This is a genomic window from Macrococcoides bohemicum (assembly GCF_016865215.1).
Classification (GTDB): Bacteria; Bacillota; Bacilli; order Staphylococcales; family Staphylococcaceae; genus Macrococcoides; species Macrococcoides bohemicum.
On record NZ_CP054482.1, the window covers coordinates 848,931 to 873,703 of the forward strand.

At 32.8% G+C, this 24,773-nt stretch carries 24 protein-coding genes; 15 read left to right on the forward strand and 9 right to left on the reverse strand.

Going from position 1 to position 24,773, the window contains the following annotated elements; translation table 11 throughout:
- The first annotated feature begins 34 nt into the window (after positions 1 to 34).
- Positions 35 to 1,843, forward strand: a complete 1,809-nt coding sequence (gene pepF, locus HT586_RS04445; RefSeq protein WP_203546377.1) for an oligoendopeptidase F — start codon at positions 35 to 37, stop codon at positions 1,841 to 1,843.
- Positions 1,844 to 2,175: 332 nt separating this feature from the next.
- Here pepF and HT586_RS04450 read toward each other — a convergent pair whose 3' ends face one another.
- The 3 genes from HT586_RS04450 to HT586_RS04460 are packed head-to-tail and all read right to left on the reverse strand — an operon-like array spanning position 2,176 to position 3,978.
- Positions 2,176 to 2,958 (reverse strand): DsbA family protein, encoded by a 783-nt coding sequence (locus HT586_RS04450; protein ID WP_096076981.1) that lies wholly within the window; start codon positions 2,956 to 2,958, stop codon positions 2,176 to 2,178.
- Between the two features lie 19 nt (positions 2,959 to 2,977).
- Complete coding sequence (locus tag HT586_RS04455; protein WP_203546378.1) at positions 2,978 to 3,343, reverse strand: globin domain-containing protein; 366 nt, start codon at positions 3,341 to 3,343, stop codon at positions 2,978 to 2,980.
- 47 nt (positions 3,344 to 3,390) lie between these two features.
- On the reverse strand, positions 3,391 to 3,978 hold the full coding sequence (locus HT586_RS04460; RefSeq protein WP_188017983.1) for a CYTH domain-containing protein: 588 nt from the start codon (positions 3,976 to 3,978) through the stop codon (positions 3,391 to 3,393).
- Positions 3,979 to 4,125: 147 nt separating this feature from the next.
- Here HT586_RS04460 and HT586_RS04465 point away from each other — a divergent pair, with 147 nt between their 5' ends.
- From HT586_RS04465 to fabI, 7 genes are all read left to right on the forward strand, one after another.
- Positions 4,126 to 4,470: a UPF0738 family protein gene (locus HT586_RS04465; RefSeq protein WP_203546379.1), complete on the forward strand. Its 345-nt coding sequence runs from the start codon at positions 4,126 to 4,128 to the stop codon at positions 4,468 to 4,470.
- Between the two features lie 14 nt (positions 4,471 to 4,484).
- Positions 4,485 to 5,114, forward strand: a complete 630-nt coding sequence (yjbM, locus tag HT586_RS04470) for a GTP diphosphokinase (RefSeq protein WP_096076977.1) — start codon at positions 4,485 to 4,487, stop codon at positions 5,112 to 5,114.
- A gap of 12 nt (positions 5,115 to 5,126) precedes the next feature.
- Positions 5,127 to 5,924 (forward strand): NAD kinase, encoded by a 798-nt coding sequence (locus tag HT586_RS04475; protein WP_096076976.1) that lies wholly within the window; start codon positions 5,127 to 5,129, stop codon positions 5,922 to 5,924.
- A complete protein-coding gene (locus HT586_RS04480; RefSeq protein ID WP_238999323.1) occupies positions 5,921 to 6,781 on the forward strand; it encodes an RluA family pseudouridine synthase in 861 nt (286 codons plus the stop codon). Before HT586_RS04475 ends, HT586_RS04480 begins: the two co-directional genes overlap by 4 nt.
- A gap of 25 nt (positions 6,782 to 6,806) precedes the next feature.
- Positions 6,807 to 8,183 (forward strand): magnesium transporter, encoded by a 1,377-nt coding sequence (gene mgtE / locus HT586_RS04485; protein ID WP_096076975.1) that lies wholly within the window; start codon positions 6,807 to 6,809, stop codon positions 8,181 to 8,183.
- A 9-nt stretch (positions 8,184 to 8,192) separates the two neighbouring features.
- Positions 8,193 to 10,031: a monovalent cation:proton antiporter family protein gene (locus tag HT586_RS04490; protein ID WP_133353556.1), complete on the forward strand. Its 1,839-nt coding sequence runs from the start codon at positions 8,193 to 8,195 to the stop codon at positions 10,029 to 10,031.
- A 147-nt stretch (positions 10,032 to 10,178) separates the two neighbouring features.
- Positions 10,179 to 10,952, forward strand: coding sequence for an enoyl-ACP reductase FabI (gene fabI / locus HT586_RS04495; RefSeq protein ID WP_096076973.1), 774 nt, complete (start codon positions 10,179 to 10,181; stop codon positions 10,950 to 10,952).
- Positions 10,953 to 10,980: 28 nt separating this feature from the next.
- Here the strand turns inward: fabI and HT586_RS04500 are convergent, their stop codons facing one another.
- Together HT586_RS04500 and HT586_RS04505 are read right to left on the reverse strand one after the other, a co-directional pair.
- Entirely contained in the window at positions 10,981 to 11,490 is a 510-nt protein-coding gene (locus HT586_RS04500; RefSeq protein WP_096076972.1) for a YjcG family protein, read from the reverse strand.
- Between the two features lie 43 nt (positions 11,491 to 11,533).
- Positions 11,534 to 12,256 (reverse strand): alpha/beta hydrolase, encoded by a 723-nt coding sequence (locus HT586_RS04505; protein ID WP_203546380.1) that lies wholly within the window; start codon positions 12,254 to 12,256, stop codon positions 11,534 to 11,536.
- Positions 12,257 to 12,348: 92 nt separating this feature from the next.
- On the opposite strand from HT586_RS04505, the gene HT586_RS04510 reads away from it, so the two are divergent.
- Positions 12,349 to 13,446, forward strand: a complete 1,098-nt coding sequence (locus tag HT586_RS04510) for an AI-2E family transporter (protein ID WP_096076970.1) — start codon at positions 12,349 to 12,351, stop codon at positions 13,444 to 13,446.
- A 144-nt stretch (positions 13,447 to 13,590) separates the two neighbouring features.
- A complete protein-coding gene (galU, locus tag HT586_RS04515; protein ID WP_096076969.1) occupies positions 13,591 to 14,466 on the forward strand; it encodes a UTP--glucose-1-phosphate uridylyltransferase GalU in 876 nt (291 codons plus the stop codon).
- A 37-nt stretch (positions 14,467 to 14,503) separates the two neighbouring features.
- On the opposite strand, the gene ltaA is transcribed toward galU, so the two are convergent.
- From ltaA to HT586_RS04535, 4 genes are all read right to left on the reverse strand, one after another.
- Complete coding sequence (gene ltaA, locus HT586_RS04520) at positions 14,504 to 15,703, reverse strand: lipoteichoic acid biosynthesis MFS flippase LtaA (RefSeq protein ID WP_203546381.1); 1,200 nt, start codon at positions 15,701 to 15,703, stop codon at positions 14,504 to 14,506.
- Positions 15,681 to 16,850: a diglucosyl diacylglycerol synthase gene (locus tag HT586_RS04525; RefSeq protein WP_096076967.1), complete on the reverse strand. Its 1,170-nt coding sequence runs from the start codon at positions 16,848 to 16,850 to the stop codon at positions 15,681 to 15,683. The genes ltaA and HT586_RS04525 overlap by 23 nt, the downstream gene beginning before the upstream one ends.
- A 142-nt stretch (positions 16,851 to 16,992) precedes the next feature.
- Complete coding sequence (locus tag HT586_RS04530) at positions 16,993 to 18,180, reverse strand: ABC transporter permease (protein ID WP_133353553.1); 1,188 nt, start codon at positions 18,178 to 18,180, stop codon at positions 16,993 to 16,995.
- Entirely contained in the window at positions 18,180 to 18,893 is a 714-nt protein-coding gene (locus HT586_RS04535) for an ABC transporter ATP-binding protein (protein ID WP_096076965.1), read from the reverse strand. The genes HT586_RS04530 and HT586_RS04535 overlap by 1 nt, the downstream gene beginning before the upstream one ends.
- A 124-nt stretch (positions 18,894 to 19,017) precedes the next feature.
- Between HT586_RS04535 and HT586_RS04540 the strand changes: the two genes are divergently transcribed.
- The 5 genes from HT586_RS04540 (at position 19,018) to HT586_RS04560 (ending at position 24,767) form a co-directional block, all read left to right on the forward strand.
- A complete protein-coding gene (locus HT586_RS04540) occupies positions 19,018 to 20,514 on the forward strand; it encodes a UDP-N-acetylmuramoyl-L-alanyl-D-glutamate--L-lysine ligase (protein ID WP_133353552.1) in 1,497 nt (498 codons plus the stop codon).
- Positions 20,495 to 20,734: a YueH family protein gene (locus tag HT586_RS04545; RefSeq protein WP_096076963.1), complete on the forward strand. Its 240-nt coding sequence runs from the start codon at positions 20,495 to 20,497 to the stop codon at positions 20,732 to 20,734. Before HT586_RS04540 ends, HT586_RS04545 begins: the two co-directional genes overlap by 20 nt.
- Positions 20,735 to 20,745: 11 nt before the next feature.
- The gene (locus HT586_RS04550; protein ID WP_096076962.1) at positions 20,746 to 22,308 is read left to right on the forward strand and encodes a peptide chain release factor 3; all 1,563 of its coding nucleotides are present in this window, start codon (positions 20,746 to 20,748) and stop codon (positions 22,306 to 22,308) included.
- 78 nt (positions 22,309 to 22,386) lie between these two features.
- Positions 22,387 to 23,160: a TerC family protein gene (locus HT586_RS04555; protein WP_203546382.1), complete on the forward strand. Its 774-nt coding sequence runs from the start codon at positions 22,387 to 22,389 to the stop codon at positions 23,158 to 23,160.
- A gap of 77 nt (positions 23,161 to 23,237) precedes the next feature.
- On the forward strand, positions 23,238 to 24,767 hold the full coding sequence (locus HT586_RS04560) for a S1C family serine protease (protein ID WP_203546383.1): 1,530 nt from the start codon (positions 23,238 to 23,240) through the stop codon (positions 24,765 to 24,767).
- Positions 24,768 to 24,773 lie beyond the last annotated feature (6 nt).

Consider the following 24,773-nt stretch of genomic DNA (forward strand, 5'->3'; position numbering starts at 1 on the left):
AAATTATATGTATTAAAGAAATGGAGGATTTAAAATGACAGAATTAATAACAAGAAGCGAGCAACATGAGCAAAACACATGGGATTTAACGACAATATTTAAATCCGATGACGCGTGGGAAAGTGCCTTTACTGAGCTTTCAGAGTATCTTGGCAAAGAAAAAGCATTTCAAGGTAAACTAGGTACTTCAAGTGAAACTTTGTTAAATGCATTACTATTAGATGCTGAAATTGATGAATTATTAGGTAAAGTCTATGTATATGCACATCTTAAACATGATGAAGATACTACAAATGCCAAGTATACTGCTTTTGAGCAACGTGCTGCAACGCTTGCAAGTCAATTCTCATCTGCCTGGAGTTTTATGTTACCGGAGCTGATGACAATTGATGAATCACAGTTAAATACATTTATTGCAGAGAATAAAGGATTAGAGCGTTTCAAATTTGATCTTGAAAAAATTAATAAACGACGTGAACACGTTCTTAGTGAGAAAGAAGAATTGATATTAGCTGAAGCTCAGGAAGCACTTTCTGCTTCAAGCAATACTTTTAGTATGTTTAATAATGCCGATTTAACTTTTGATAACATAAAAGATAAAGATGGTAATTCATTACCGTTATCTCATGGTAACTATATTACTTATTTAGAGTCTGATGATCGTGTATTACGTAAAAACGCATATAAAGAGGTTTACTCTAGATACGGTGAATTTAATAATACATTGTCACAAACACTAGCAGGAAAAGTAAAGGCAAGCGTATTTTCAAGTAAAGTAAGAAATTATGAAAGTGCTCGTCATCAAGCATTATCAAACAATGATATACCGGAGTCTGTATATGATACGTTAGTTAAGACGGTTAATGATCATCTGCCATTATTACATCGCTACACAGCATTACGTAAAGAATTATTAGGTCTAGATGAGATGTATATGTATGATATGTATACACCATTAATAGAAGATGTTGAATTCAAAGTTACTTACGAAGAAGCGAAAGATTGGATGCTGACATCACTTGAACCGATGGGTAGTGAATATATAGAAGTAATTAAAGAAGGATTAACGAATCGCTGGGTAGATGTATACGAAAATAAAGGAAAACGTAGTGGTGCTTATTCATCTGGAACATTTGGTACAAATCCATTTATATTAATGAACTGGACAGATAATGTAAACAATACATTTACCTTAACACACGAGTTTGGCCATAGTGCACATAGCTATTTTTCAAGAAAAAGTCAGCCGTCTAATATGTCAGGCTATTCAATATTTGTTGCTGAAGTAGCATCAACATGTAATGAAGCTTTACTGGCAGATTATATGTACAAAAATTTAGATGATGAAAAGAAAAAACTATATCTACTCAATTACCAGTTAGATGGATTCAGAGGTACTGTATTCAGACAGACGATGTTTGCTGAATTTGAACATATCATCCATACGATCGTTGAAAATAATGAACCATTAACTGCTGAACGATTAAATAAAGAGTATGCAGCATTGAATAAGAAATATTATGGAGATGCTGTAATAACTGATGATAATATTCAATATGAGTGGAGTCGTATCCCACATTTTTATTACAACTATTATGTTTATCAATATGCAACAGGATATAGTGCAGCATTTGCGTTAAGCAAGCAAATTCTTGAAGAAGGAGCACCTGCTGTGGAACGTTATATCAATTATTTCTTAAAAGCAGGTAGTTCTGATTATCCTATCGAAGTGCTTAAGAAAGCAGGTGTCGATATGACATCAAGCGTTGCAATAGAAAATGCATGTAAAGTATTCGAAGAAAGATTAGATGAATTTGAAAGATTAATAAAATTATCAAAATAATAAATAAACAGTGAATACGTTTACAATATGTCAACTTTGTGAACAGTATCCATTTTATTTGAAACAGAACAAATTCCGTGTTATATTAAGTACATGAAATTAATCACATACCAAACATACCCCTTTGTTTGAGTGAAAAATTTCTCCCATCCCCTTTGTTTAAATACCGTGTAATCAGACACGGTATTTTTTTATGAGATTTTTTATTATTATATTTTAAGTGCACAAATAACTGTTATGAAAAACAATGAAACTGTACTAATAAATTCTTTGGAAAAAAAGGCACACAAAAAACCGATATCCTATACGATATCGGTTTTTTGTGTGCTATTCTATAGTGATTTAAAACGCCAGAATAAGTCATGATCATAATAAACATCTTCAATAATATTCTGAAGCTTTAACTTTCGTAGCTCATTCATTAATATATTATGTGGCCACTCATAAACAGTTTCGAGTTCGTGCTCACTTACCATTTCCTGTTCACAAATATATTCTGAAAGCGATGGTGGTAACTTTTTTTCGATCGGCGTTTCGACAAGTTCATTGATGATATAAGTGTATATATGATAAGCGTGAATACCTTCTACTTTTAATCCTTCATCTTCATAATTTTCATTAAAGAAAACAAGTGTAGGTGTAACACTGACATCCATTTCATTCGCGATATGTTGATCGCACTTTAATGAGGATGTTACATGATTACTACGTATATCATTGGTGAAAACTTCAATATCTAATCCTGCTTTTTGAGCACAATGCATAATCAATTCTTTTGTGATTATATCTTGTTTTGGCATTATTTCATTCTGTATAAAATTCAAAAATAAATTTGCTTTCTTTCTTCCTTGTAATTCAGCTGCTTTGAATGCTAAAGCAATATTATCATCGTAAGTTGTACTTTGTGCCTGACATTTTGTAAGTACCTTCAAAGTAGGAAGTAGAATTTGTTTGATTTCTACGAATTGATAGTATTCAATTTGCAACTTGCGTAAAGTTGCTTTAAGTTCCCATGAATCTTTACAAAAAGGATCAAAGAAAGAATAGATTTCTATTTTTTTATTTGGTGCTAATTGTTCTCGCGTTTGATTTACTATTAATTGTAGTTGTCCCATTCTACATCACCTTCATCCTTTAATCGACATTTTTCATATGTTCAGCAGTAAGCGTTAAACGTTGCAATAAGTAAGTTCTGACACCTTCATCCATCCTTACTTCATATGCAGCTTTCGTCATATTTTCGAGCCATGCATTTTTTTCATATTCTCCTATCATAAAAGGCATATGACGTGCACGCATCATGGGATGACCATGTTCATCAGAGTAAAGCGTTGGTCCCCCAAAAAATTGTGTTAGAAATTGTTTTTGTTTTCGAGCAGTTTCATTAAAATCACCAGGAAATAAATGATTAATACGCTCATCTTCTTTAACATACGAATAAAAGATATCTATCATTTGATATAAATCCTCCTGACCGATACGATCAAAAATTGTATCCATCTGACATCTCCTTACTTTCATTCTAATATAGCATGTCTATTACAATTTTAAAGTATTTTGCTTGTAAGTTTACTGTAGTGGTTATAAAATCTTTGTACTTTGCTAATTGTTTCTTGTTTGTCAATGTTATAATATTCAAGTAACGCATCAAAATGTACTTTGCCTTCTTCGTAGTTGCTTACTTCATATTCCAGCTCGTAATCGTTAGTATCAAGATAATAACTGGCATCAAGAACAAGAAGACCGGATTTATATTCTATTTCCCGACGTTCTGTAGATAATGCACCAAATACACGAAGTGAATTATCTGCAATATTCATTTTTTTTAATTGCTGGTCAATATTTTCAGGGATAAAACGTTGTGCAATATATTCCTGATCTATGATACGCTCATCAATCACACCAGAATACTCCATGACACCAATTGCTTGTGGTATTTTTAATGTCATCATTTTAGATGCACCATTATCGCGAATTCTAAGTGCACATTTGTGAGATTTTAAATCGAATTGATTCGTATCGATATAAAAATTGGTTTGCGTAATCATCGGGGCATCGATAAATAACGCATTTTTTAATTGTTCATAAGTTGAATAATCAAGTAGATTCTTGAATTCAATTTCAAGTTCTTCCATGGTGAACCCCCTTTATATATTTTAATTATGTACAACATAATAAATGAAGTAAAGTATATTACATTCTATTCATTACTAAATCAAGAAACATTAAAACATTTATAATAATTATGTTAAAATATTCATGTTAAGGAGATGACACAAAAAATGAATTTACATGTCAATGAAATTAAATTAGAAGAAAATAAAGTTATGATATTTACTGAAGAATCACCAATTGAAGCTACAGCCACTGGTACGATGGTGGTGGATAGTGATAATTTTCAATTTGTATATTTACTTGATAGTGGCGAGAGTTTCGCAAATTTGCGTTTTGTAGAAGAGACCTGGCATATGATGAAAGCTTATGAATCATATCCGTGGTTTTTATACGGTACAATTGAACTGATTAATTTTAAAGAAGAATTTGATGAACTTATCGATAATATTCAAGGAAATTTTAATTATGGGAAACCTTTTGTTGAACGTGTTGAAGAGGTTTTTAAGCTATAGAATGAGGTGTTGTTATGAACCAATGGGATTTATTTTTATCACCATATAAACAAGCAATCGATGAACTTAAAATAAAATTAAAAGGTATCCGTAAACAAATTCAATCAGAAGGAAAATCATCACCGATAGAATTTGTTACGGGTAGAGTTAAACCGATACCAAGTATCATTGAGAAAGCAAATACGCGTGGTATTCCGTTTGATCGTTTAAGTGAAGAAATGTATGATATTGCTGGTCTTAGACTGATGTGTCAATTCGTTGATGATATAGATGTTGTTGTACAGATGTTGCGAAATAGACATGATTTTGAAGTAGTTGAAGAACGCGATTATATTAAAGACACAAAAGAAAGTGGTTATCGCTCATACCATGTCATTATTAAATATCCAATTGAAACATTAACAGGTCAAAAATTTATACTGGCAGAAATACAAATAAGGACGTTAGCGATGAACTTCTGGGCAACAATTGAGCATACATTACGTTATAAATATGCAGGAGACTATCCACCAGAAATTCAAAATCGTCTAGAGCGTGCAGCAGAAGCAGCATATCTATTAGATGAAGAAATGTCTGAAATTCGAGAAGAAATAAAAGAAGCTCAAAAGTTTTACTCAGAACAACGTAGTGAGATTAGAGACTAAGAGGGTGAATAAATGCGCTTTAATATATTGTCTAAAGGTGATTCGAAAAGCAATGCTTTAAAACAGAAAATGACAGGATTTATGAAAGATTTTAATATGACTGAAGATGTTGAAACACCCGAAATAGTAATTTCTGTAGGCGGTGACGGTACATTATTACAAGCCTTTCATACATATAGTCATCGTTTGAGTGAAACAAGTTTTGTTGGAATACATACAGGACATCTGGGTTTTTATGCAGACTGGCTACCACATGAAGTTGAAAAATTAATTCTTGCCATAAATAATGACTCTTTTCAGGTCATTGAATATCCTTTAGTTGAAGTGATTGTAAGATATCATGAAGGAAGACCATCAAGATATTTAGCCCTTAATGAAGCAACAGTTAAAACGCACAATGGAGCAACACTCGTAGCTGATTTGTTTATCCGTGGGGATCAATTTGAACGTTTTAGAGGAGATGGTTTATGCATTTCGACACCGAGTGGGTCTACTGCATATAATAAAGCACTCGGCGGCGCATTAATCCATCCTTCTTTAGAGGCGATGCAAATTACTGAAATAGCATCGATCAATAACCGTGTGTTTCGTACAGTAGGATCTCCTTTAGTATTACCAAAGCACCATACATGTAAAGTCGTTCCTGATAACCCTAGTACTTTACAACTTACTTTTGATCATCTGACAGCAGATCATAAAGGTGTGGCTTCGATACAATATCGTGTTGCAGATGAAAAAGTTCGTTTTGCAAGATTTAGGCCTTTTCCATTCTGGAAAAGAGTTCACGATTCTTTTATAGCAAACGATTGATTCAAATTATATACAATATTAAAGAAGCCACAACTGTAAAAACATTTTTACAAAGTCAGCGTTATAGCAAGAAATCATTAAGCGCCATTAAACAAAATGGCGCTTTACTTGTAAATAATCATCCTGTAACTGTTAGAGCACATATATCTCAAGATGATATATTAACTGTGCGACTTCCTGAGGAAATAAGAAGCCTTTACTTAAAAACGAGCCACATCCCAATTGAAATATTATATGAAGATTTATTTTTGATCATTGTAAATAAACCAAGTTATATGAATACGATACCGTCTCAAATACATCCACATGACAGCTTATTAGAAGCGGTATATGGATATCTTGAACGGAATGATGATAACAGTATGCTTCATCCTGTTAGCAGACTGGATAGAAATACGAGTGGCATTGTAGTTTTTGCTAAACATCAGTTGATACATCATTTACTGACGAATGAAATAGAGAAACATTATTTATTAATTTGTCATGGTGAATTGAAGGTTAAAGGTAATATTTGCATGCCGATTGAAAGAAGTGACACTTCAATCATCACCAGACAGGTAAGTGTCTATGGACAAAATTCTCGAACTGAATATCAATTACTTCAATATAATAAACCCATGCATATATCATTGATAAGAGCACGTCTGCACACAGGTAGAACACATCAAATTCGTGTCCATTTTTCCGCGCTGGGACACCCATTGATTGGTGACACATTGTACGGGAATGACAACAAAATTGATAGACATGCACTTCATGCATACGAAGTCCGATTTAATCATCCGATTTACGGAAATCAAATAAATATAAAGTCATCATTACCTAAAGATTTAAGTCAATTTTTTGATGTGTTATAATAAATTGTATTTTGGAGGTGAGATTATGGCGGAAGAAGAAGTTGTTTTAGAAGAAGAAATGTATAACAAAGAAGCGTTAGATGAACTGTTGTTGAGTGGTGATATAGACCAGTTTAGAGAGGAATTTCTCAAACTTCATACATATGATCAAGGTGAATATTTTACCGAATCAAGTGATGAATTTAGAGATAAAATCTATCATTATTTATCTCCAAAAGAAGTCGCAGAATTTATGGAAACAACTGAAATGGAAGATGATGAATATGATCATATCTTCGAAGAGATGGACGCACGATATGCAAGTAGTATGTTTGAAGAGATGTCTTTAGATAATGCAGTAGATATTTTAAAGATGCTACCTAAGACAAAGATTGCTAGTTTGCTTCTGCTGATGGATAAAGAGACAGCAGGTGAAATAAAAGCGCTGTTACATTATGAAGAGGATACGGCCGGTGGTTTGATGACTACGGAATTTATTTCTGTATCATCTTTAAGTACTGTGCGCGAAGCAATGATTCAATTAAAGGAACAAGCACCTCAAGCGGAAACCATTTATTATATTTTTGTACTGAATGAAAAAAAACAACTTGTCGGTGTAATCTCTCTAAGAGATCTCATTGTTGCAGAAAATGATGAGTATATTGAAGATATAATGAATGAACGTGTTATTAGCGTAAATGTAGCAGATGATCAGGAAGATGTTGCGAATATCATGAAAGACTATGATTTCTTGGCGATTCCTGTTGTCGATTATCAAAATCATCTACTTGGTATCATTACAATCGATGACATTTTAGATGTTATCGATGAAGAAGCAAGTGAAGACTACTCAAAACTTGCCGGGGTAAGCGATATTGATTCTACAGATGATTCTATGTTTGCGACAGCCCGTAAAAGATTGCCGTGGTTGATGGCATTAACCGTGATGGGGATGATTACTGCATCGATATTAGGTCAGTTTGAAGATACTTTAAGTAAGGTTGCCTTACTAGCGGCGTTTATACCGCTTATTGGAGGAATGGCAGGAAACTCCGGTACGCAAAGTTTAGCCGTTGTTGTTCGCGGTATTTCAACAGGTGAAATCGATGAACAAAGCAAGTTTAAGTTAGCATTACGAGAAGCGGGTTCTGGATTTATCACCGGATTAAGTTGCTCTGTAATGTTATTTCTAATAATTTGTGTATTATATAGAACTCCGGTACTAGGATTAATTGTATGTTTTAGTTTAACGATTGCTATGACGGTCGCAACTTTAGCTGGAGCGATGGTACCTCTAGTGATGCATCGTTTAAAGATAGATCCTGCTGTTGCCAGTGGGCCATTTATCTCTACTACAAATGATATTATAAGTATGTTGATCTATTTTGGATTAGCAACCACTTTTATGAGTTATTTAACTTAGGAGGAAAAGATGGGAAATCATGCAGAATTATTATCACTCGTAATTGTTGTCGTTTGTGCTTTCTTAACACCAATATTATTGAATCGTCTGCGTATTAATTTTTTACCAGTAGTTGTCGCAGAGATATTAATGGGGATTATCGTAGGAAAGTCTTTATTTAATTGGGTAGATCGTACAGCGATGTTAAATATGCTTTCAACTTTAGGATTTATTTTCTTAATGTTTCTAAGTGGTTTAGAAATTGATTTTAAAGCTTTTAAATCATCATCGAAACAGAAAAAAGCAAAACAAAAAGAACCAAATCCAATTGTAATCTCATCAATTATATTTACCGGCATTTTGATACTCTCGATTATTGCAGCTTATTTATTTAAATGGGCTGGGATAATAGACGATGTATTATTGATGGTCATTATTATTTCTACCATTTCTTTAGGTGTAGTAGTACCTACCTTAAAAGAAATGAATATTATGCAGACTACAATTGGACAAATCATCTTGTTAGTAGCAGTAATCGCTGATTTAGCCACAATCTTAATGTTAACTTTATATGGCACATTATATGCTGAAGGCGATTCACCGATTTGGTTAATTGGTATATTAATCGTATTTACCGGATTATTTTATGTTACCGGTAAGAATTTTAAAAAGGCGCCATTCCTGGAAAAACTGATGGCAGGGACGACTCAAATCGGAATTCGTGCAGTATTTGCCTTAATTATTCTGCTTGTTGCACTTGCTGAAGGTGTAGGTGCTGAAAATATATTAGGTGCCTTTTTAGCAGGGTGTGTTGTGAGTCTTCTAGGTCCCGATAAGGATATGGTAAATAAATTAGATTCATTTGGATATGGATTCTTTATTCCGATGTTCTTTATTATGGTAGGTGTTGATTTAGATATACCAGCTTTATTTAAAGATCCCTCAGGATTAATCATTATTCCATTTTTATTAATTGCATTCTATTTAACTAAAGTCATTCCGATAGCAATATTAAAAAAGTGGTATGATACAAAAACAGTTATTGCGTCTTCATTCTTGCTGACTTCTACGCTATCACTTGTTATCGCTTCGGCAAAAATCGCTGAACGATTAGGTACAATTGATGGTGCTACAAGTGGTACTTTAATATTAGCAGCAGTAATCACTTGTGTCATTGTTCCTATACTATTTAAGAAGACTTTCCCGGTTGCTATCACTGAAGAAAAAACGATTAAAGTGGCATTTATCGGTAAGAACCAGTTATCAATACCTGTCGCACAAAGCTTTAAATCAGATTTATATTTACCAACGTTATTCTACTTAAAGAATAATGTCGATAAAAGAACGATTCAGGATCTGGAAACAATTGAACTTGATGCATATAGTTACGAGGAATTATCTGCATCTGGTCTCTTTGATTTTGACATTGTTGTTTGTTCGGCTAATGATGAATCAATTAATAGAAGTGTTGCAGTAATGGCGAAACAAGAAGGAGTACCACGTGTAATCTGCCGTTTAGAAACATTGCAGGAAGACGATACGTTAACTGCAGCAGGTATCGAAGTATTCAGTGAGTTCCAGAGTACTAAAACTTTATTAAAAGGGTTAATTGAATCACCAAACATGTTAAATCTTTTATCTAACGTTGAAACTTCATTGTATGAAATTGAAATGTTAAATACAAAATATCATGAGATGCAATTACGTGAATTCCCATTCTCAGGTGATATTATCTTCGTGCGTATATTACGCGGAAATGATTCTATTGTGCCACATGGTGAAACGGAACTTCACTTTAAAGACCGATTAATTGTTACCGGTGAAAGAAACTATGTAGATGAAATAAAACGTGAATTAGAATTATTTTAAGTATCAACAATCTGGCATTATGTGACATTGCCAGATTGTTTTTTGTTTATAGGAAAGATATGATTCACTTTTTTTGAGTAATTATTTATGTTATAGTTAAATAAATTAGTACTAGATACTAGAACTTGCATATAAAGGAGAACGATGATGTTAAATTTTGCAGATAAAGTATACGTAATTATGGGGATAGCGAATAAAAGAAGTATTGCTTATGGGGTTGCTCAAGTTTTAGATGAAGTGGGTTGTAAACTCATATTTACTTATCGTAAAGAAAGAAGTAAGAATGAATTAGTGAAGTTGTTACCTAACTTTAAGCATAATCAGAATGCAGAAATGATACAATGTGATGTACAGAGCGATGATGATGTTGTTAATGCATTTAAGCAAATTGGAGATAAATTTGGACGAATTGATGGTGTATTTCATTCTATCGCATTTGCAAATATGGAAGATTTACGCGGTCGTTTCATCGATACGAGTCGTGAAGGGTTTTTGCTGGCTCAGGATATCAGTTCATATTCATTAACAATTGTAGCTAGAGAAGCTTCAAAGTTGATGCGTGAAGGTGGCTCTATCGTTACAACAACGTATATCGGCGGAGAATTTGCTGTTCCTAACTATAACGTGATGGGTGTAGCGAAAGCATCGTTAGAGGCTAACGTTAAATATTTAGCATCTGATTTAGGACAAGATGGCATCCGAGTTAATGCAATTTCTGCGGGACCGATCAGAACATTAAGTGCGAAAGGTGTTGGTAGCTTTAATATGATACTAAAAGAAATTGAAGCACTTTCACCATTAAGAAGAAATGTGGACACTATTGAAGTTGGTAAAACAGCATTATATTTATTAACTGACTTATCAAGTGGGGTTACTGGAGAAAATATTCATGTAGATGGCGGATATCATATCGTCGGATAAAAAATAAAAAAAGCCGTAATGGCTTTTTTTATTCCCCTAATTTAAATGTTTCTTTTACATTCCAGGTATTATTTTCTAACTGATAACAAAGACTGATGTTATCGATAACTTCAGAATGTGTAACATCTTTCATTGATAATTGACCTTTTAGGTCTTCGAATTCCTGCGAAGAAAAACCCTGGCCAATTGTAAAATGTGGCACGAATGGATACGTGTTCGTACCATAGAATGATCCATCGTTCAATAATTCAAATAATTTAACGAGATTATCATTCGGATTAACTTTTAAATAGATGATATTTTGAGTTGGGGCAAAATCTGATACTTTTTCCACGTTAATTTCAACGGGTTGTACTGCTTTTGCTACTTCCTTCAATTTATCAGTAACAGCGTCAATGTCGTTATCATCTACTTCAAATGCTTCTTTAATCGTAATATGTGGTGTAATTAAAGCATAATGAGAATCATAGCGCTTACGATACTGATTAATTTCATCCTGATACGCCTTTGATGGGTATAATACAATGCCTAGTTTCATAATAAATCCCCCTTTTTTCTGATAATTCAATTATATCAGAATTTCAAATTAAGTAATAATTTAAACATTTGTCTATTTCTGTATGCCATGTTTTCCATGTATGTCCACCATCTAATTCAGCATAATAATGTGAAATATTATTTTCTATTAACACCTGGTGTAATTGTCTTATCGGATTTAAAAAATCAGCATAATCTCCAGTAAGTAGTTTAAAATGATCTTCTTCTTTACCTACAACCAAATAGAGATTCAATTCACTTTTTCTTTCTTGGGAAAGATTATTTATTTGATTATTTATTTTATCTGTTATCATTGGAGAGAATAGACAACATTTTGAAGTTAGGTCAGGATATTCTATAGCAAATGTTAAAGAGATACTAGCTGCTAAGCTATCTCCGATAACAATCGTATTATTTTTATCTCGTGAGAAATTAAAAGTGTCTTGTATGTAATCAAGCAATTCTTCAGCTATAAATTTCTGGAATTTTTCACGATGAATACCTTCTGGATGATACTCATCTTTTCTCTCATCGACATTATTATAATGTATGAAAAGAAATACTGCAGGGTTATCTAAGTCATCTTTTAAAGTTTCATATTTGCGATGGATTCTTCCTATCTGACTCAAATCCTGACCATCAAAGCATATAAACAATGTATGTTGTACGAATGGAGAGTAATCTTCTGGAAAGTATATGCCTAATTTTACTGCTCTATTTAAATATTCGCTATTCATTGTAAATGGTGTGATTAGACCATTTTTCATATTCATCAACTCATTTCGCATATTTTTTTATAAATCAATAATATCATTAATTTTTGGGTATAATAGACGTATATCATTACTAGGAGGACATTATGACAAAAAAAGTGTGGTTTAGATTTGGGATTGGAGTATTATTAACATTTCTGATTATAAAGTATTTTTTAGAAATTAATCATATTTTTTACCCTATCATCGTTATTATCAAGTCGATTATCTTACCTTTATTATTAGGTGGCTTTCTTTATTACGTGACTGTTCCATTTCAGGATAAACTGGAGAAGAGATATAATCTCAAGCGATGGCAGAGTTTAACAACAATTATGTTGACGCTCGTTATATTAACAGGTCTATTTATATCATTTGTTGGACCAATTATTATGAAACAGGGTAATAATTTTATAGACAATTTTCCAGCAATCCAAAAAGAATTTCAATCTTATGTTAATATCGCATTAGATCAACGTGAGAAACTACCAGAAAACGTTAAGGATGGTATAAATAATGGCATTGAAAAATTAAATAGCCTTTCAGGAAAAATAGTATCAAATGCCTTCTCATTTATAACTCAATTTATTTCAACGTTATTTTTAATTATTTTAGTACCTTTCTTTTTAATCTATATGCTGAAAGATCATGATCGTTTCATTCCTTTTGTTGCTGCACCATTTTCTGGAAGAAGAAAGTTATTTGTCGTTAATTTATTTAAAGATATAGATAAAACGTTAAGATCATATATACAGGGTCAAGTGACAGTAAGTTTTATACTAGGTATTTTGTTATTAATCGGTTATTTAGTCATAGGATTAGATTATGCTTTGATACTTGCAATGTGGGGGATGGTCACAAATTTGATTCCATTCTTAGGTCCATATCTTGCAATAATACCTGCGATTATCATTGCTTTAATTCAAGAGCCTGTTATGGTTGTGTATGTCATTATCATTATGTTTGTAGCACAACAATTAGAAGGAAATGTTATTACTCCAAATATTATGGGCAAATCTTTAAATATTCATCCACTTACGATTATCACTGTTATTTTAGCAGCAGGTAATCTTGGAGGATTTATGGCAATACTTGTTGCGGTTCCAACATATGCAGTCATAAAAACAATTGTACGTAACATCTACATGCATCGTCAGGACATTACACATGAAGCTGTTAAATCAGTAAATGAACAGCAAAGATAATGAGTATTTATAAAGGGTAATCTTGTAAAGATTATCCTTTATTTTTTATTTTTCTTAATATAGATGATTCCATAAAGTATGTTAAAATATAATAGAATATATAATTAATAGAAAATTTAATTTGAATAAAGGGTGGTCACGCACATGTCAAAAGTAAGAAAAGCTGTTATTCCAGCAGCAGGCATTGGCTCTAGATTTTTACCAGCTACAAAGGCAATGCCTAAGGAGATATTACCGATACTTGATAAACCAACGATTCAATATATTGTTGAGGAAGCAGTTGCAGCAGGTATTGAAGATATCATTATCGTAACAGGTAAACATAAACGCGCTATTGAAGATCATTTCGACGCACAGATGGAATTGGAATTTAACTTAGAAGAAAAAGGAAAGTATGATTTACTGGAAAAAGTACAGCATTCAACTCATTTAGCGAATATCTTTTATGTCAGACAAAAATCGCCACAAGGATTGGGTCATGCAATATGGACAGCGAAGCAATTTATCGGTGATGAACCTTTTGCTGTTCTGCTTGGAGACGACATTGTTGATGGTGAGGTACCTGCGATTAAACAACTGATGGATGTTTATGATGATAAACAAAAATCTGTAATCGGTGCTAAAACTGTATCGTATGAAGATACGGAACGTTATGGCATGATTGAATCAAAATCTCAGGATGGCCGTTTATATGAAATCGATACATTGATTGAAAAGCCAAAATTAGGTACAACAGATTCAAGGTTAGCAATTATGGGTCGTTATGTGTTAACACCAGATATTTTTAATTATCTTGAAGAACAGAATATTGGAGCAGGTGGAGAAATCCAGCTTACTGATGCGATTGCAAGAGTAAATGAAGATGATGAAGTATACGCTTATGATTTCGAAGGTGAACGTTATGATGTTGGAGATAAAATTGGGTTTGTTAAGACAACGATGGAATACGCAATGCGTTCAGAGATGAAAGATCAACTTATTCCGTTTTTAGAAGGTCTCGTTAAGAAATATAAAAATTAATTACCAAGTTAATAAAAATTAAAACAGAGCTGATTCATTAGTGATCAGCTCTGTTTTTCTGATGATTCATTCTTAAAAAATAGATGCCATAAAATAAGGCTAAACTTAAAAATAAACTAGCTGAAGTAAATAATGTAAAATTAGTGTTATGAAATACTTCCGTAATTACGCCACCAATAACAGGTCCAAGCATTGTGCCAATGCCTTGCAGTGAATTAAATACTCCCCATGATTCCTCTTTCAATTTCGCTTCCACCTGACTCGCCATAAATGCATTCCATCCTGGCAGTAATAAGCCATAAAAGATACCGATAAGCACAGCTGCTATAAGTACTAGATAATAGTTATTGATTTGCGTCATAGTAAATATAGCAACACCGAAGATGACAAATCCAGTTAATATAACGATATGAGAATAAATTTTAGAAACTTCATCCATAAATTTTGAAATAAATAGCATTGATATTGTACAACCTATGCCGCCAGCGATTAATAGATAAGTATATTCAAGTGTTGTTACATGAAGATTTTTTATCGCATAGCTTGGTAATATTGGGACAAGCATACCTATAGCAAGTCCTTGTAATACAATACCGGGAAATAATACTAAGTGTCGCATCATGACATGTTTGATGTGGGCAAATTGTGTCTTTATAGACTTTTTCTCAAAATATGAGACTTCTACATGCACGAAAAAGTAAAGCAACCATGCAATCAATACAAATACTGGCATGAGAAAAGTAAATTTTGTCGGATGGATTTTAAATATTAAGTACATAGCAATCATTCCGGCCATCATGCCGACTAACCATGCAAAATAAACATATCCCATCTGTTTAGACCGTTTTGTATCATCGATTGAACTTAACATGATGACCCAAATTGGACTTACAGCAATACCTGTGAGTATCGCTGCAATAATTAAAGCAATTGGGTTATTGAAGCATACTACAATAGACAAACCGAAAAATGCTAATAAAAATCCTAAATTTAAAACTTTCTTCGTACCAAATCGTTTCAGCATAAATCCAATACCAAAATTAGTAAGCGCATCACTGATAAAGTGAAGTGTGATGGCAAGAGAAACGATACCAACAGTAATTTTAGAATTAGTTGTCGGCAATACAGGGAGATAGCTCAAAACATACATTCCACGTGCAAATTCCATTAAAAACAAAATCGAAATCATTAACCAAAAATTTTTGCCAGTAAATCTATTTCGCGAAGAGTCTCGCATATAATCTCGCTTTCGATTGAATATCATTTTGGATTAGTGATTCGTTTAATATTTCGATAATAGAACTACAAATGTTTTGTGCAGAATTTGGAATGTAATCTTTTTTCATATTTTGAACTAAGCGTTCTAGCTCTCGTTCGTGATTTAACAAATCTAATGTAACATGAATTGTTTCAGCATAGGAATGGGTAATACGTGCATAACCTTTATTACTAAAATAAACTGCATTTTCTCCTTCTTGTCCTGGCGCAGGATTAAAGAATACGAGTGGAATACTTTTACATAAACTTTCGGTAATGGTAATACCACCAGGCTTTGTTAACATGAGGTCACTTGCTGACATCCATTCAGCCATCTCTTGTGTATATCCCATTACTAAAACATTTTTTCCTTTAAATTGCTGCTGTAATTTTGAGACAAGTGATTGATTCTTACCACATACTACCACAAACTGATGATTACTCTTGTCAACTAAAGCAGAAAGCATTTCATTTAAACCTTCCATCACACCAAATGCACCAGCTACCATCAGCAATGTTTTTTTATTTGGATCTAGTCCGTGTTGCTTTAACCATGCATCTCTATCAACAGATAGATTAAATTTTTCATGGATTGGGATTCCGGTAACAAATACATTCGTATCCGGAACGCCAATTGCAAGTAATTCTTGTTTCAAATCTTCTGTCGCAACAAAATATTGTTCAGAGTCTGGTGTTATCCAGTTTTTATGTAGACGGTAGTCCGTAATAACTGTACAAACGGGTGTATGAATATTGAAATCACGTTTTAAAATGGATACAACAGGTGTAGGGAACGTTAAGAGAATTAAATCCGGCTTTTCTTTAATGATAAGATTTACAAGTTTATTCAATCCATAATATTTATAAAAGCAAGATTCAGTTCTCTCTGGTCTTGCATAATAGAAATATTCATATGATCTACGGAAATATTTATAACTATTAATATAGTATTTCTTGGCAATACTATTAATAATAGGATGTGCTTCCTGAAACAAATCATGTTCTATTACAGTAACGTTCGGTAAGTGCATTTTATTAAATTGATTAACAAGTGCATTTGTCACTGAAATATGACCATTGCCGAAAGAACCTGTCAAAATCAGTATTTTTTTATTTTTAATCAGCATAATGACACTCCGATTCATTTAATTTATTGTAGTTCTATCTTATTATCACATTGATGTGGTAATTTTTTTGAAAATTACATAAAAATTACAATAATTTTGTTTATTCTTTACAAAACATGTCTTTTAAATATGATTCAACGCATTATATATTACGATAACGTTTTAATAATGTGACGTTAAGTATCATTAAAAAGATGAAGATAAAGATTAATATTATTACATTAGGAATAATTTCAATACTTTGACCTTTTAACATGATACGTGATAAATTATCTGCACCAAACTTAAGTGGCATTAAATAACTTATGATTTGTAAAAGTTTGTGCATATTCTCTAAAGGTATAATACCACTAAACAGTAGTTGAGGTACAATGATGAGTGGAATAAATTGTATCATCTGGAATTCTGATTTTGCAAAAGTTGAGATGAATAAACCTAAGCTAAGCGCAACAAATGCAAGTATGATATTGCTAATGATGAGTAGCGATATTGAACCTGCAACTTCCATTTTTAATATATATACTGCATATAGCACTAGCATAACAGTTTGAATAGTGCCAAACAATGAGAAACCTAGCATATATCCTATTACAATTTCATATCTTTTGATTGGCGTTGAAAGTAATTTATTTAATGTACCGGTCGTGCGTTCTTTTAACAATGTAATTCCTGAAATTAAGAACGTAAAGAAAAAGATGAAGAAAGCAATCATTACTGGATTAATCATATCAAAGTAATTACTATTTTTATCCCCATAAATGTAGTGTGACTTAAATAATACATCGTCATTTTCATCTAATTTTTTGTCTTTGTTATTAGTTTGTGGCAAGTCTATTCCAACACGATCTAATAAAGGACCTAAATTTTTTAATTGATCTTTTAATTTATCCATCTGCTGATTAATATCTTCAAATTTCTGTTGCATATTATCAATTACAATTTGAGACTTTGAAAATTTTGTTTTAATTTTATACCCTTGTATCGCTGATTTTAACTTTAAATTTTTGTTAGTATCTAGATTCGTATAATAAATTTCAATGGTTTTTTTATTAGAAATAATAATGCCATCAAGATTTTTATCTTCAATCGTATTTTTTAAATTTTCTGTCGAACTAATCTTGACGCGTTCTATATCATTTTCTTTTAACTGTTTATTAAGTCCTTCAGGAATATGATATATTCCAACGCGTACTTCTCCTTCATCAACTGACTGAAATATATAATGAAGTAAAGTAAGTAACATAATAGGTGCTATAAATAAAAGCAGTAACGTGCGTTTATCACGAATGATTTGAGTGATAATGCGTTGTGCAATTGTTAATATTTTCATTACAATTCACCTACTTTGATAAATATATCTTCGATTGTATCGACCTGATAATGTGCTTTAAGACGAAGAGGTGAACCAAAACCTATCATTTCACTGTTATATAGCAATAGTAATTTATCACAAGCCTCAGCTTCTTCCATTACATGCGTAGTAATGATGATTGTTATACCGTTTCTATTTAAATCATTAAATGACTGCCATATTTTACGTTTTAGTATAGGATCAATGCCTACAGTCGGTTCATCTAAAATTAAAAGATGTGGTTGATGTAATAAACTGATGGCAAGTGATAATCTGCGTTTCATACCTCCGGAGTATTGAGCTACCCGCTTATTGAGATGAGAAGTCAATTCAGTAATTTTTGCTACATCATCAATTGCTGCTTGTAATTCTTTTTTATTCATTCGATAGAGTTTACCGAAGAATCTGAGGTTTTCTAGACCAGTTAAATCTTCATATAATGCATCAGACTGAGCCATATAACCAATGTTTTGTAATGATTTAAGATGTGGCATAAAATGATCGTCTATCGTAACATTACCGCTATCAATTTTTAATATGCCAAGCATGCATTGAATAAGTGTCGTTTTGCCTGAACCAGATGCGCCAACTATGCCTATACGTTCGCCACTATTTACAGAAAAACTGATATCATTAAGTATTTTTTGATGATTAAAGGATTTTGAAAGTTGACTCACAATTACTTTTGACATAATAACCTCCTTTAATTTTATTTTTATTATACGCTTATTTATTTTGAATGAACATGTTTAACTTGTATAGGCGAATGTTTTAAAAAAGTGTATAATTAAGAATTGAACTAAAGGAGGTCACTTAATGGATACGAAAGAACTATTGAAAGTGATTAAAGCGAAGAAAATATATGGTCAATTTCCTGAACAAGTTACTAATATTGTAGTAGATTCAAGACAGGCAAATGCAGATTCTGTATTCGTCGCAAGTCATGGATATACCGTTGATAGTCATAAATTCATTCCGAATGTTATTGCACAAGGTTGTAGAATGATCGTTGTTGATCATTTCATTGATGGATTACCTCAGGATATAGGTCAAGTTGTTGTTAAAGACACTCTTAAAGTCGCAAATATTTTCGGTCAATTTCTCATGGATTTCCCTAGCCAGAAATTAACGACATATGGTGTGACGGGAACTAATGGTAAGACAAGTGTTGCCACAATGATTCATCATATCCATAGAGCATTACATATTAATTCAGCATATTTGGGAACAAATGGATTTCAGTATAATGAAGAGGTCGCTAAAGGTTCGAACTCCACACCAGAGACAATCACATTAAATCAACATATTAAGGATGCACAAAAAAAAGGTGCTAAGGCAATGTCAATGGAGATGAGTAGTCATGGTCTGGCACTTGGCAGAACGAACGGTGTTGCTATTGATGCAGCAATATTTACCAATCTGACACAAGATCATTTAGATTTTCATCAGACGATGGAACGATATGGATTCCATAAATCGTTGCTGTTTGCTCAACTTGGTAATGATTACACTAAACCTAAATATGCCATTATCAATGGCGATGATGATTATTTATCCGAACTTATCATTGCTTCTCCTAGAGAGGTAATCACATATGGTATTGAAAATGACTGTGATTTTAAAGCAGAGAATATACATGAAAGTTTAGAGGGCATTCAGTTTGATTTACAGACACCGGATGGCACCACAATTATTCGTTGCCCTTATATTGGTCGATTTAATGTGTATAATATGCTTGCGGCACTATGTGCGATGTGGACACAAGGGCATGATATTGAGACACTAGCACAGGCTACTGAACGTTTAAATCCAGTAGAAGGTCGCTTGGAAGTTTTAGACAGAAATTTACCGGTTGATCTTATTATAGATTATGCACATACACCTGACGGTATGAATAAGTTAATTGATGCTGTTGAACCATTTAAGAAAGGAAAGCTTATTTTTCTAGTAGGTATGGCAGGTGAAAGAGATTTAACAAAGACGCCTGAAATGGGTGCGATTGCTTGTCGTGCTGATTATGTGATATTCACTCCGGACAATCCGGCAAATGATGATCCTAAAAAGTTAACAGATGCATTAGAGAAAGGTGTTACGCATGATCAATATGTTTCTTTTTTAGATCGTGCTGAAGGCATACGTCATGCAATTGAAGTGAGCGAACCAGGTGATATGATAGTACTTGCATCTAAAGGTCGTGAACCTTATCAGATAATGCCAGGTTATAAAAAAATACCACATAGAGATGATTTAATTGGTCTTGAAGCAGCATATGAAAAATATGGGAGAGAAAAGAATGAAAATAAGAACGAATAATGGTGAGTCATTACAATGTAAAGTATATATCCATGAGAATAAAAAGGAAGAGACAATTCTTGTAAGTGTACCGGATATATTCTTTTCTATTCAATTTGATTATGATATTTATGGTGATGCATTAGTGGACCATCTGTATCATCATTTATTTAATATATTAGACGAAAAAGAAGCAAATCAACTGGCTTTATCTATCGCCCAGTGGACAAGCGAAGTGTAAGGAGTACAAATATGACATTAAAACAAGAAGTAGAAATAAGAAAGACATTTGCTATCATCTCTCACCCAGATGCTGGTAAAACAACTTTGACAGAGAAGTTGTTATTATTCGGTGGTGCGATTCGTGAAGCGGGTACAGTTAAAGGTAAAAAGACAGGTAAGTTTGCAACGAGTGATTGGATGGATGTTGAAAAAGAACGTGGTATTTCTGTAACAAGTTCTGTTATGCAATTTGATTATGATAACTTTAAAATCAATATTTTAGATACACCAGGACATGAAGATTTCTCAGAAGATACTTATCGTACGTTAATGGCAGTTGATAGCGCAGTCATGGTAATAGACGTTGCTAAAGGGATTGAACCTCAAACATTAAAGTTATTCAAAGTTTGTAAGATGCGTGGTATTCCAATTTTTACATTTATCAATAAACTTGATCGTGTTGGTAAAGAGCCCTTTGAATTATTAGAAGAAATTGAAAAGACTTTAGAAATTGAAACATATCCTATGAACTGGCCGATTGGAATGGGTCAATCATTCTTCGGTATCATTGACCGAAAAGAGAAAACGATCGAACCTTTCCGTGATGAAGAGAATATTTTACATTTAAATGAAGATTACGAACTTATTGAAGAACATGCCATTTCAAATGATTCTGCTTTCGAACAAGCAGTTGAAGAACTGATGTTAGTTGACGGTGCAGGGGAAACTTTCGATAATGAAAAATTATTAACAGGTGATTTAACACCCGTGTTCTTTGGTTCAGCATTAGCAAACTTTGGTGTACAAAACTTCTTAAATGCCTATGTAGACCATGCGCCGATGCCAAGTGGACGAAAAACTGATGAAGGAGAAGTTGTTTCTCCATTTGAAGAAGACTTTTCTGGATTTATCTTTAAAATTCAAGCAAATATGAATCCTTTACATCGAGATAGAATTGCATTTATGCGTGTCGTGAGTGGTGCTTTTGAACGTGGTATGGAGGTGAAACTTACACGTACAGATAAAAAGATGAAAATATCTCGTTCTACATCATTTATGGCTGACGATACTAAAACGGTGAATCATGCTGTTAGTGGGGATATTATCGGCTTATATGATTCAGGTAACTTCCAGATTGGTGATACACTCGTTGGTGGTAATCAGAAATTTAAATTTGAAAAGTTGCCTCAGTTTACACCTGAAATCTTTATGAAAGTAAGCCCTAAAAACGTGTTAAAACAAAAACATTTTCATAAAGGAATAGAGCAGCTTGTACAAGAAGGTGCGATTCAACTATACAGAACACTGCATACGAATCAAATTATACTTGGAGCAGTTGGACAACTTCAGTTTGAAGTGTTCGAGCACCGCATGAAAAATGAATATAATGTTGATGTCATTATGGAACCAGTAGGACGTAAAATAGCACGCTGGATTGAAAATGAAGAAGATATTAAAGACAGTATGAACGGAAGTCGTTCAATATTAGTAGATGATCGATATGGGAATAAGGTATTTTTATTTGAAAATGAATTTGCTACACGCTGGTTCCTGGATAAGTTTCCAGAGATTAAGTTATACAGTTTGTTATAAGCAGATTTACAATATAAAATCAATTAAAGGCGTATAATACAGTCATTAACATTTATATTAATGATACGGAGTGAGAAGATGGATATGTCAATATTAATAACGTACGCGTGGGTTGTAATAGTTCTTGTCGTTTTAGAAGGATTACTTGCAGCTGATAATGCTATCGTTATGGCAGTAATGGTGAAACATTTACCTGAAGATGAAAGAAAGAAAGCGTTATTTTATGGATTACTCGGAGCATTTGTATTTAGATTTGCATCATTATTTGCCATTGCTTATCTTGCTAAGTTTTGGCAAATACAAGCATTAGGTGCTGCATACTTACTATTTATGTCGATAAAAAATTTATACGAATATTTTAAGACAGGTGATGCTACAAGTGAAGCTGAAGAATCAGAACTAGAAAAATATAGTAAAAAGGGCAGTGGCTTCTGGATGACAGTTGCGAAAGTAGAGTTTGCAGACATTGCATTTGCAATCGATTCTATGCTCGCAGCTATTGCAATTGCTTTAACATTACCAGAAGTTGGACCACAATTTGGTGGGATGAATTTAGGACAATTTTTAGTGATGTTCACCGGTGGTATGCTAGGTGTTATTATCATGAGATTTGCAGCAACATGGTTTGTGAAACTACTGCATGATAATCCTTCATTAGAAGCAGCAGCATTTGCGATTGTCGGTTGGGTTGGCGTGAAGTTAGTCGTGATGGTACTTGCCCATGAATCAATTCATATATTACCTCACGAATTTCCACACAGTATGCCATGGCAAATAACTTTCTGGGGCGTATTATTATTGATATTAGCAATAGGCTGGTTTAGCGGTAAGAAAAAACAATCAAATGCATAAAAAAACTTTTTATATCATATAAAACTTAGTGTATCTATATTATAATAGATACACTAAGTTTTTTTATGGAGGAAATCATGCAGCATAAACATAAAATTGTCATTAAAAAGAAAAATTACAGTAGACCTAAACGATTGTTCTTTAATGGTCAGAAAGTCAGAATGATTTATCCGTATTTACATAAAAAAGATAATATAATAGAAACGATAACTCCCAAAGAAGATGTAGAAAAAGTAGATGATACAATAATAAATAATGACAAAGATAATCACACTATTAATGTAAATAAAGATGTAAATATTAACAGTGGCTCAATTGATACAGAAGAAGCTGCTAATATAAAAAATACTGTAGAAGTAACAAAACCTATTGAGAACGAAGAAAGTGCTAAAGGTAATCATTCACTCAAACAAGAAAATATTATAAATAATACTTCTGAGAAGAAAGAATTAGTAGAAGAATCTTTCAGTAGAAATGAAATAAATGATGATAATAAAAATAGAAAAGAAAATCGTTCTTTTGGTTCACAACTGCCAAAAATTTTGATGGGTACACTTGCTGGTATATTGATCGGTATATTACTCATGAGCTTGTTTAATTCGAAGCCACAAGAAATCACTAAACAATCTGAAGTTAAAACTTCTACTGAACAAGCAATTAAGAAAAATATTAAAAATGTGGTGAGTATTACAAATCTTCAAAAAGCTACTGATAGTGAGACGATAGATCCTGAGAGTGCAGTGAAAGCGCCTGAAGAGGTGGGTATTGGTACAGGTATTATCTATAAAACAGAAAAGAATTTAGCATATATACTAACAAACTATCATGTTGTAGGTAAAGCCAATGAGATTGAAGTGACTTATGAAGGAAAGAAAGAAAAAGCAAAGATGATAGGCTACGATGTCTGGACTGATATGGCTATACTTACAATTCCAAAAGGTAATATAAACTCAGTTATAGAGATGACAAATAGTAATCATTTAGAACCTGGTCAAGAAGTTATTGCACTAGGTAGTCCTTTAGGACAAATGTTTGCAGGAAGTGCATCTTCTGGAATTATATCTGGTTTATCACGTAATGTACCGGTAGACATTGATGGTGATGAGATTTATGATTGGGAAATGAATGTATTACAGACTGATGCTGCAATTAATCCAGGAAATTCTGGGGGTCCTTTATTAAATAAAGAAGGAAAGATGATTGGTCTGAATTCAATGAAGATTTCTATGGAAGGCGTAGAAGGTATTGCATTTAGTATCCCTACCAACGAAGTAAAAAAAGTATTAAAGGAACTTGAACAAAAGGGTAGTATAAATCGCCCAAAAATGGGTATTATGATTGAAGATGTGGGTACGCATAGTAACCCAAATGATCCTAACTCTCCAACTGATCAAACTGGCGTAGAAATTATGGAGATAGAACCAAACTCTTTAGCAGAGAAAAGCGGACTAATGCTAGGCGATATCATTAAAGCGATAGAAAGCAAAGAAATTAAATCTAAAATCCATTTTAGAAAAATCCTATTTAATGAAAAGAAAATTGGCGATACAATTACTATGACAATTATTCGCAATGGTGCTGAAAAAAATATTAAAATTAAGTTATAACATTTA

Excerpts from the sequence above, each read along its gene's own strand:
- pepF (WP_203546377.1), top strand. The coding sequence starts at position 35 with ATGACAGAATTAATAACAAGAAGCGAGCAACATGAGCAAAACACATGG.
- HT586_RS04450 (WP_096076981.1), bottom strand. The coding sequence starts at position 2,958 with ATGGGACAACTACAATTAATAGTAAATCAAACGCGAGAACAATTAGCA.
- HT586_RS04455 (WP_203546378.1), bottom strand. The coding sequence starts at position 3,343 with ATGGATACAATTTTTGATCGTATCGGTCAGGAGGATTTATATCAAATG.
- HT586_RS04460 (WP_188017983.1), bottom strand. The coding sequence starts at position 3,978 with ATGGAAGAACTTGAAATTGAATTCAAGAATCTACTTGATTATTCAACT.
- HT586_RS04465 (WP_203546379.1), top strand. The coding sequence starts at position 4,126 with ATGAATTTACATGTCAATGAAATTAAATTAGAAGAAAATAAAGTTATG.
- yjbM (WP_096076977.1), top strand. The coding sequence starts at position 4,485 with ATGAACCAATGGGATTTATTTTTATCACCATATAAACAAGCAATCGAT.
- HT586_RS04475 (WP_096076976.1), top strand. The coding sequence starts at position 5,127 with ATGCGCTTTAATATATTGTCTAAAGGTGATTCGAAAAGCAATGCTTTA.
- mgtE (WP_096076975.1), top strand. The coding sequence starts at position 6,807 with ATGGCGGAAGAAGAAGTTGTTTTAGAAGAAGAAATGTATAACAAAGAA.
- HT586_RS04490 (WP_133353556.1), top strand. The coding sequence starts at position 8,193 with ATGGGAAATCATGCAGAATTATTATCACTCGTAATTGTTGTCGTTTGT.
- fabI (WP_096076973.1), top strand. The coding sequence starts at position 10,179 with ATGTTAAATTTTGCAGATAAAGTATACGTAATTATGGGGATAGCGAAT.
- HT586_RS04500 (WP_096076972.1), bottom strand. The coding sequence starts at position 11,490 with ATGAAACTAGGCATTGTATTATACCCATCAAAGGCGTATCAGGATGAA.
- HT586_RS04505 (WP_203546380.1), bottom strand. The coding sequence starts at position 12,256 with ATGAAAAATGGTCTAATCACACCATTTACAATGAATAGCGAATATTTA.
- HT586_RS04510 (WP_096076970.1), top strand. The coding sequence starts at position 12,349 with ATGACAAAAAAAGTGTGGTTTAGATTTGGGATTGGAGTATTATTAACA.
- galU (WP_096076969.1), top strand. The coding sequence starts at position 13,591 with ATGTCAAAAGTAAGAAAAGCTGTTATTCCAGCAGCAGGCATTGGCTCT.
- ltaA (WP_203546381.1), bottom strand. The coding sequence starts at position 15,703 with ATGCGAGACTCTTCGCGAAATAGATTTACTGGCAAAAATTTTTGGTTA.
- HT586_RS04525 (WP_096076967.1), bottom strand. The coding sequence starts at position 16,850 with ATGCTGATTAAAAATAAAAAAATACTGATTTTGACAGGTTCTTTCGGC.
- HT586_RS04530 (WP_133353553.1), bottom strand. The coding sequence starts at position 18,180 with ATGAAAATATTAACAATTGCACAACGCATTATCACTCAAATCATTCGT.
- HT586_RS04535 (WP_096076965.1), bottom strand. The coding sequence starts at position 18,893 with ATGTCAAAAGTAATTGTGAGTCAACTTTCAAAATCCTTTAATCATCAA.
- HT586_RS04540 (WP_133353552.1), top strand. The coding sequence starts at position 19,018 with ATGGATACGAAAGAACTATTGAAAGTGATTAAAGCGAAGAAAATATAT.
- HT586_RS04545 (WP_096076963.1), top strand. The coding sequence starts at position 20,495 with ATGAAAATAAGAACGAATAATGGTGAGTCATTACAATGTAAAGTATAT.
- HT586_RS04550 (WP_096076962.1), top strand. The coding sequence starts at position 20,746 with ATGACATTAAAACAAGAAGTAGAAATAAGAAAGACATTTGCTATCATC.
- HT586_RS04555 (WP_203546382.1), top strand. The coding sequence starts at position 22,387 with ATGGATATGTCAATATTAATAACGTACGCGTGGGTTGTAATAGTTCTT.
- HT586_RS04560 (WP_203546383.1), top strand. The coding sequence starts at position 23,238 with ATGCAGCATAAACATAAAATTGTCATTAAAAAGAAAAATTACAGTAGA.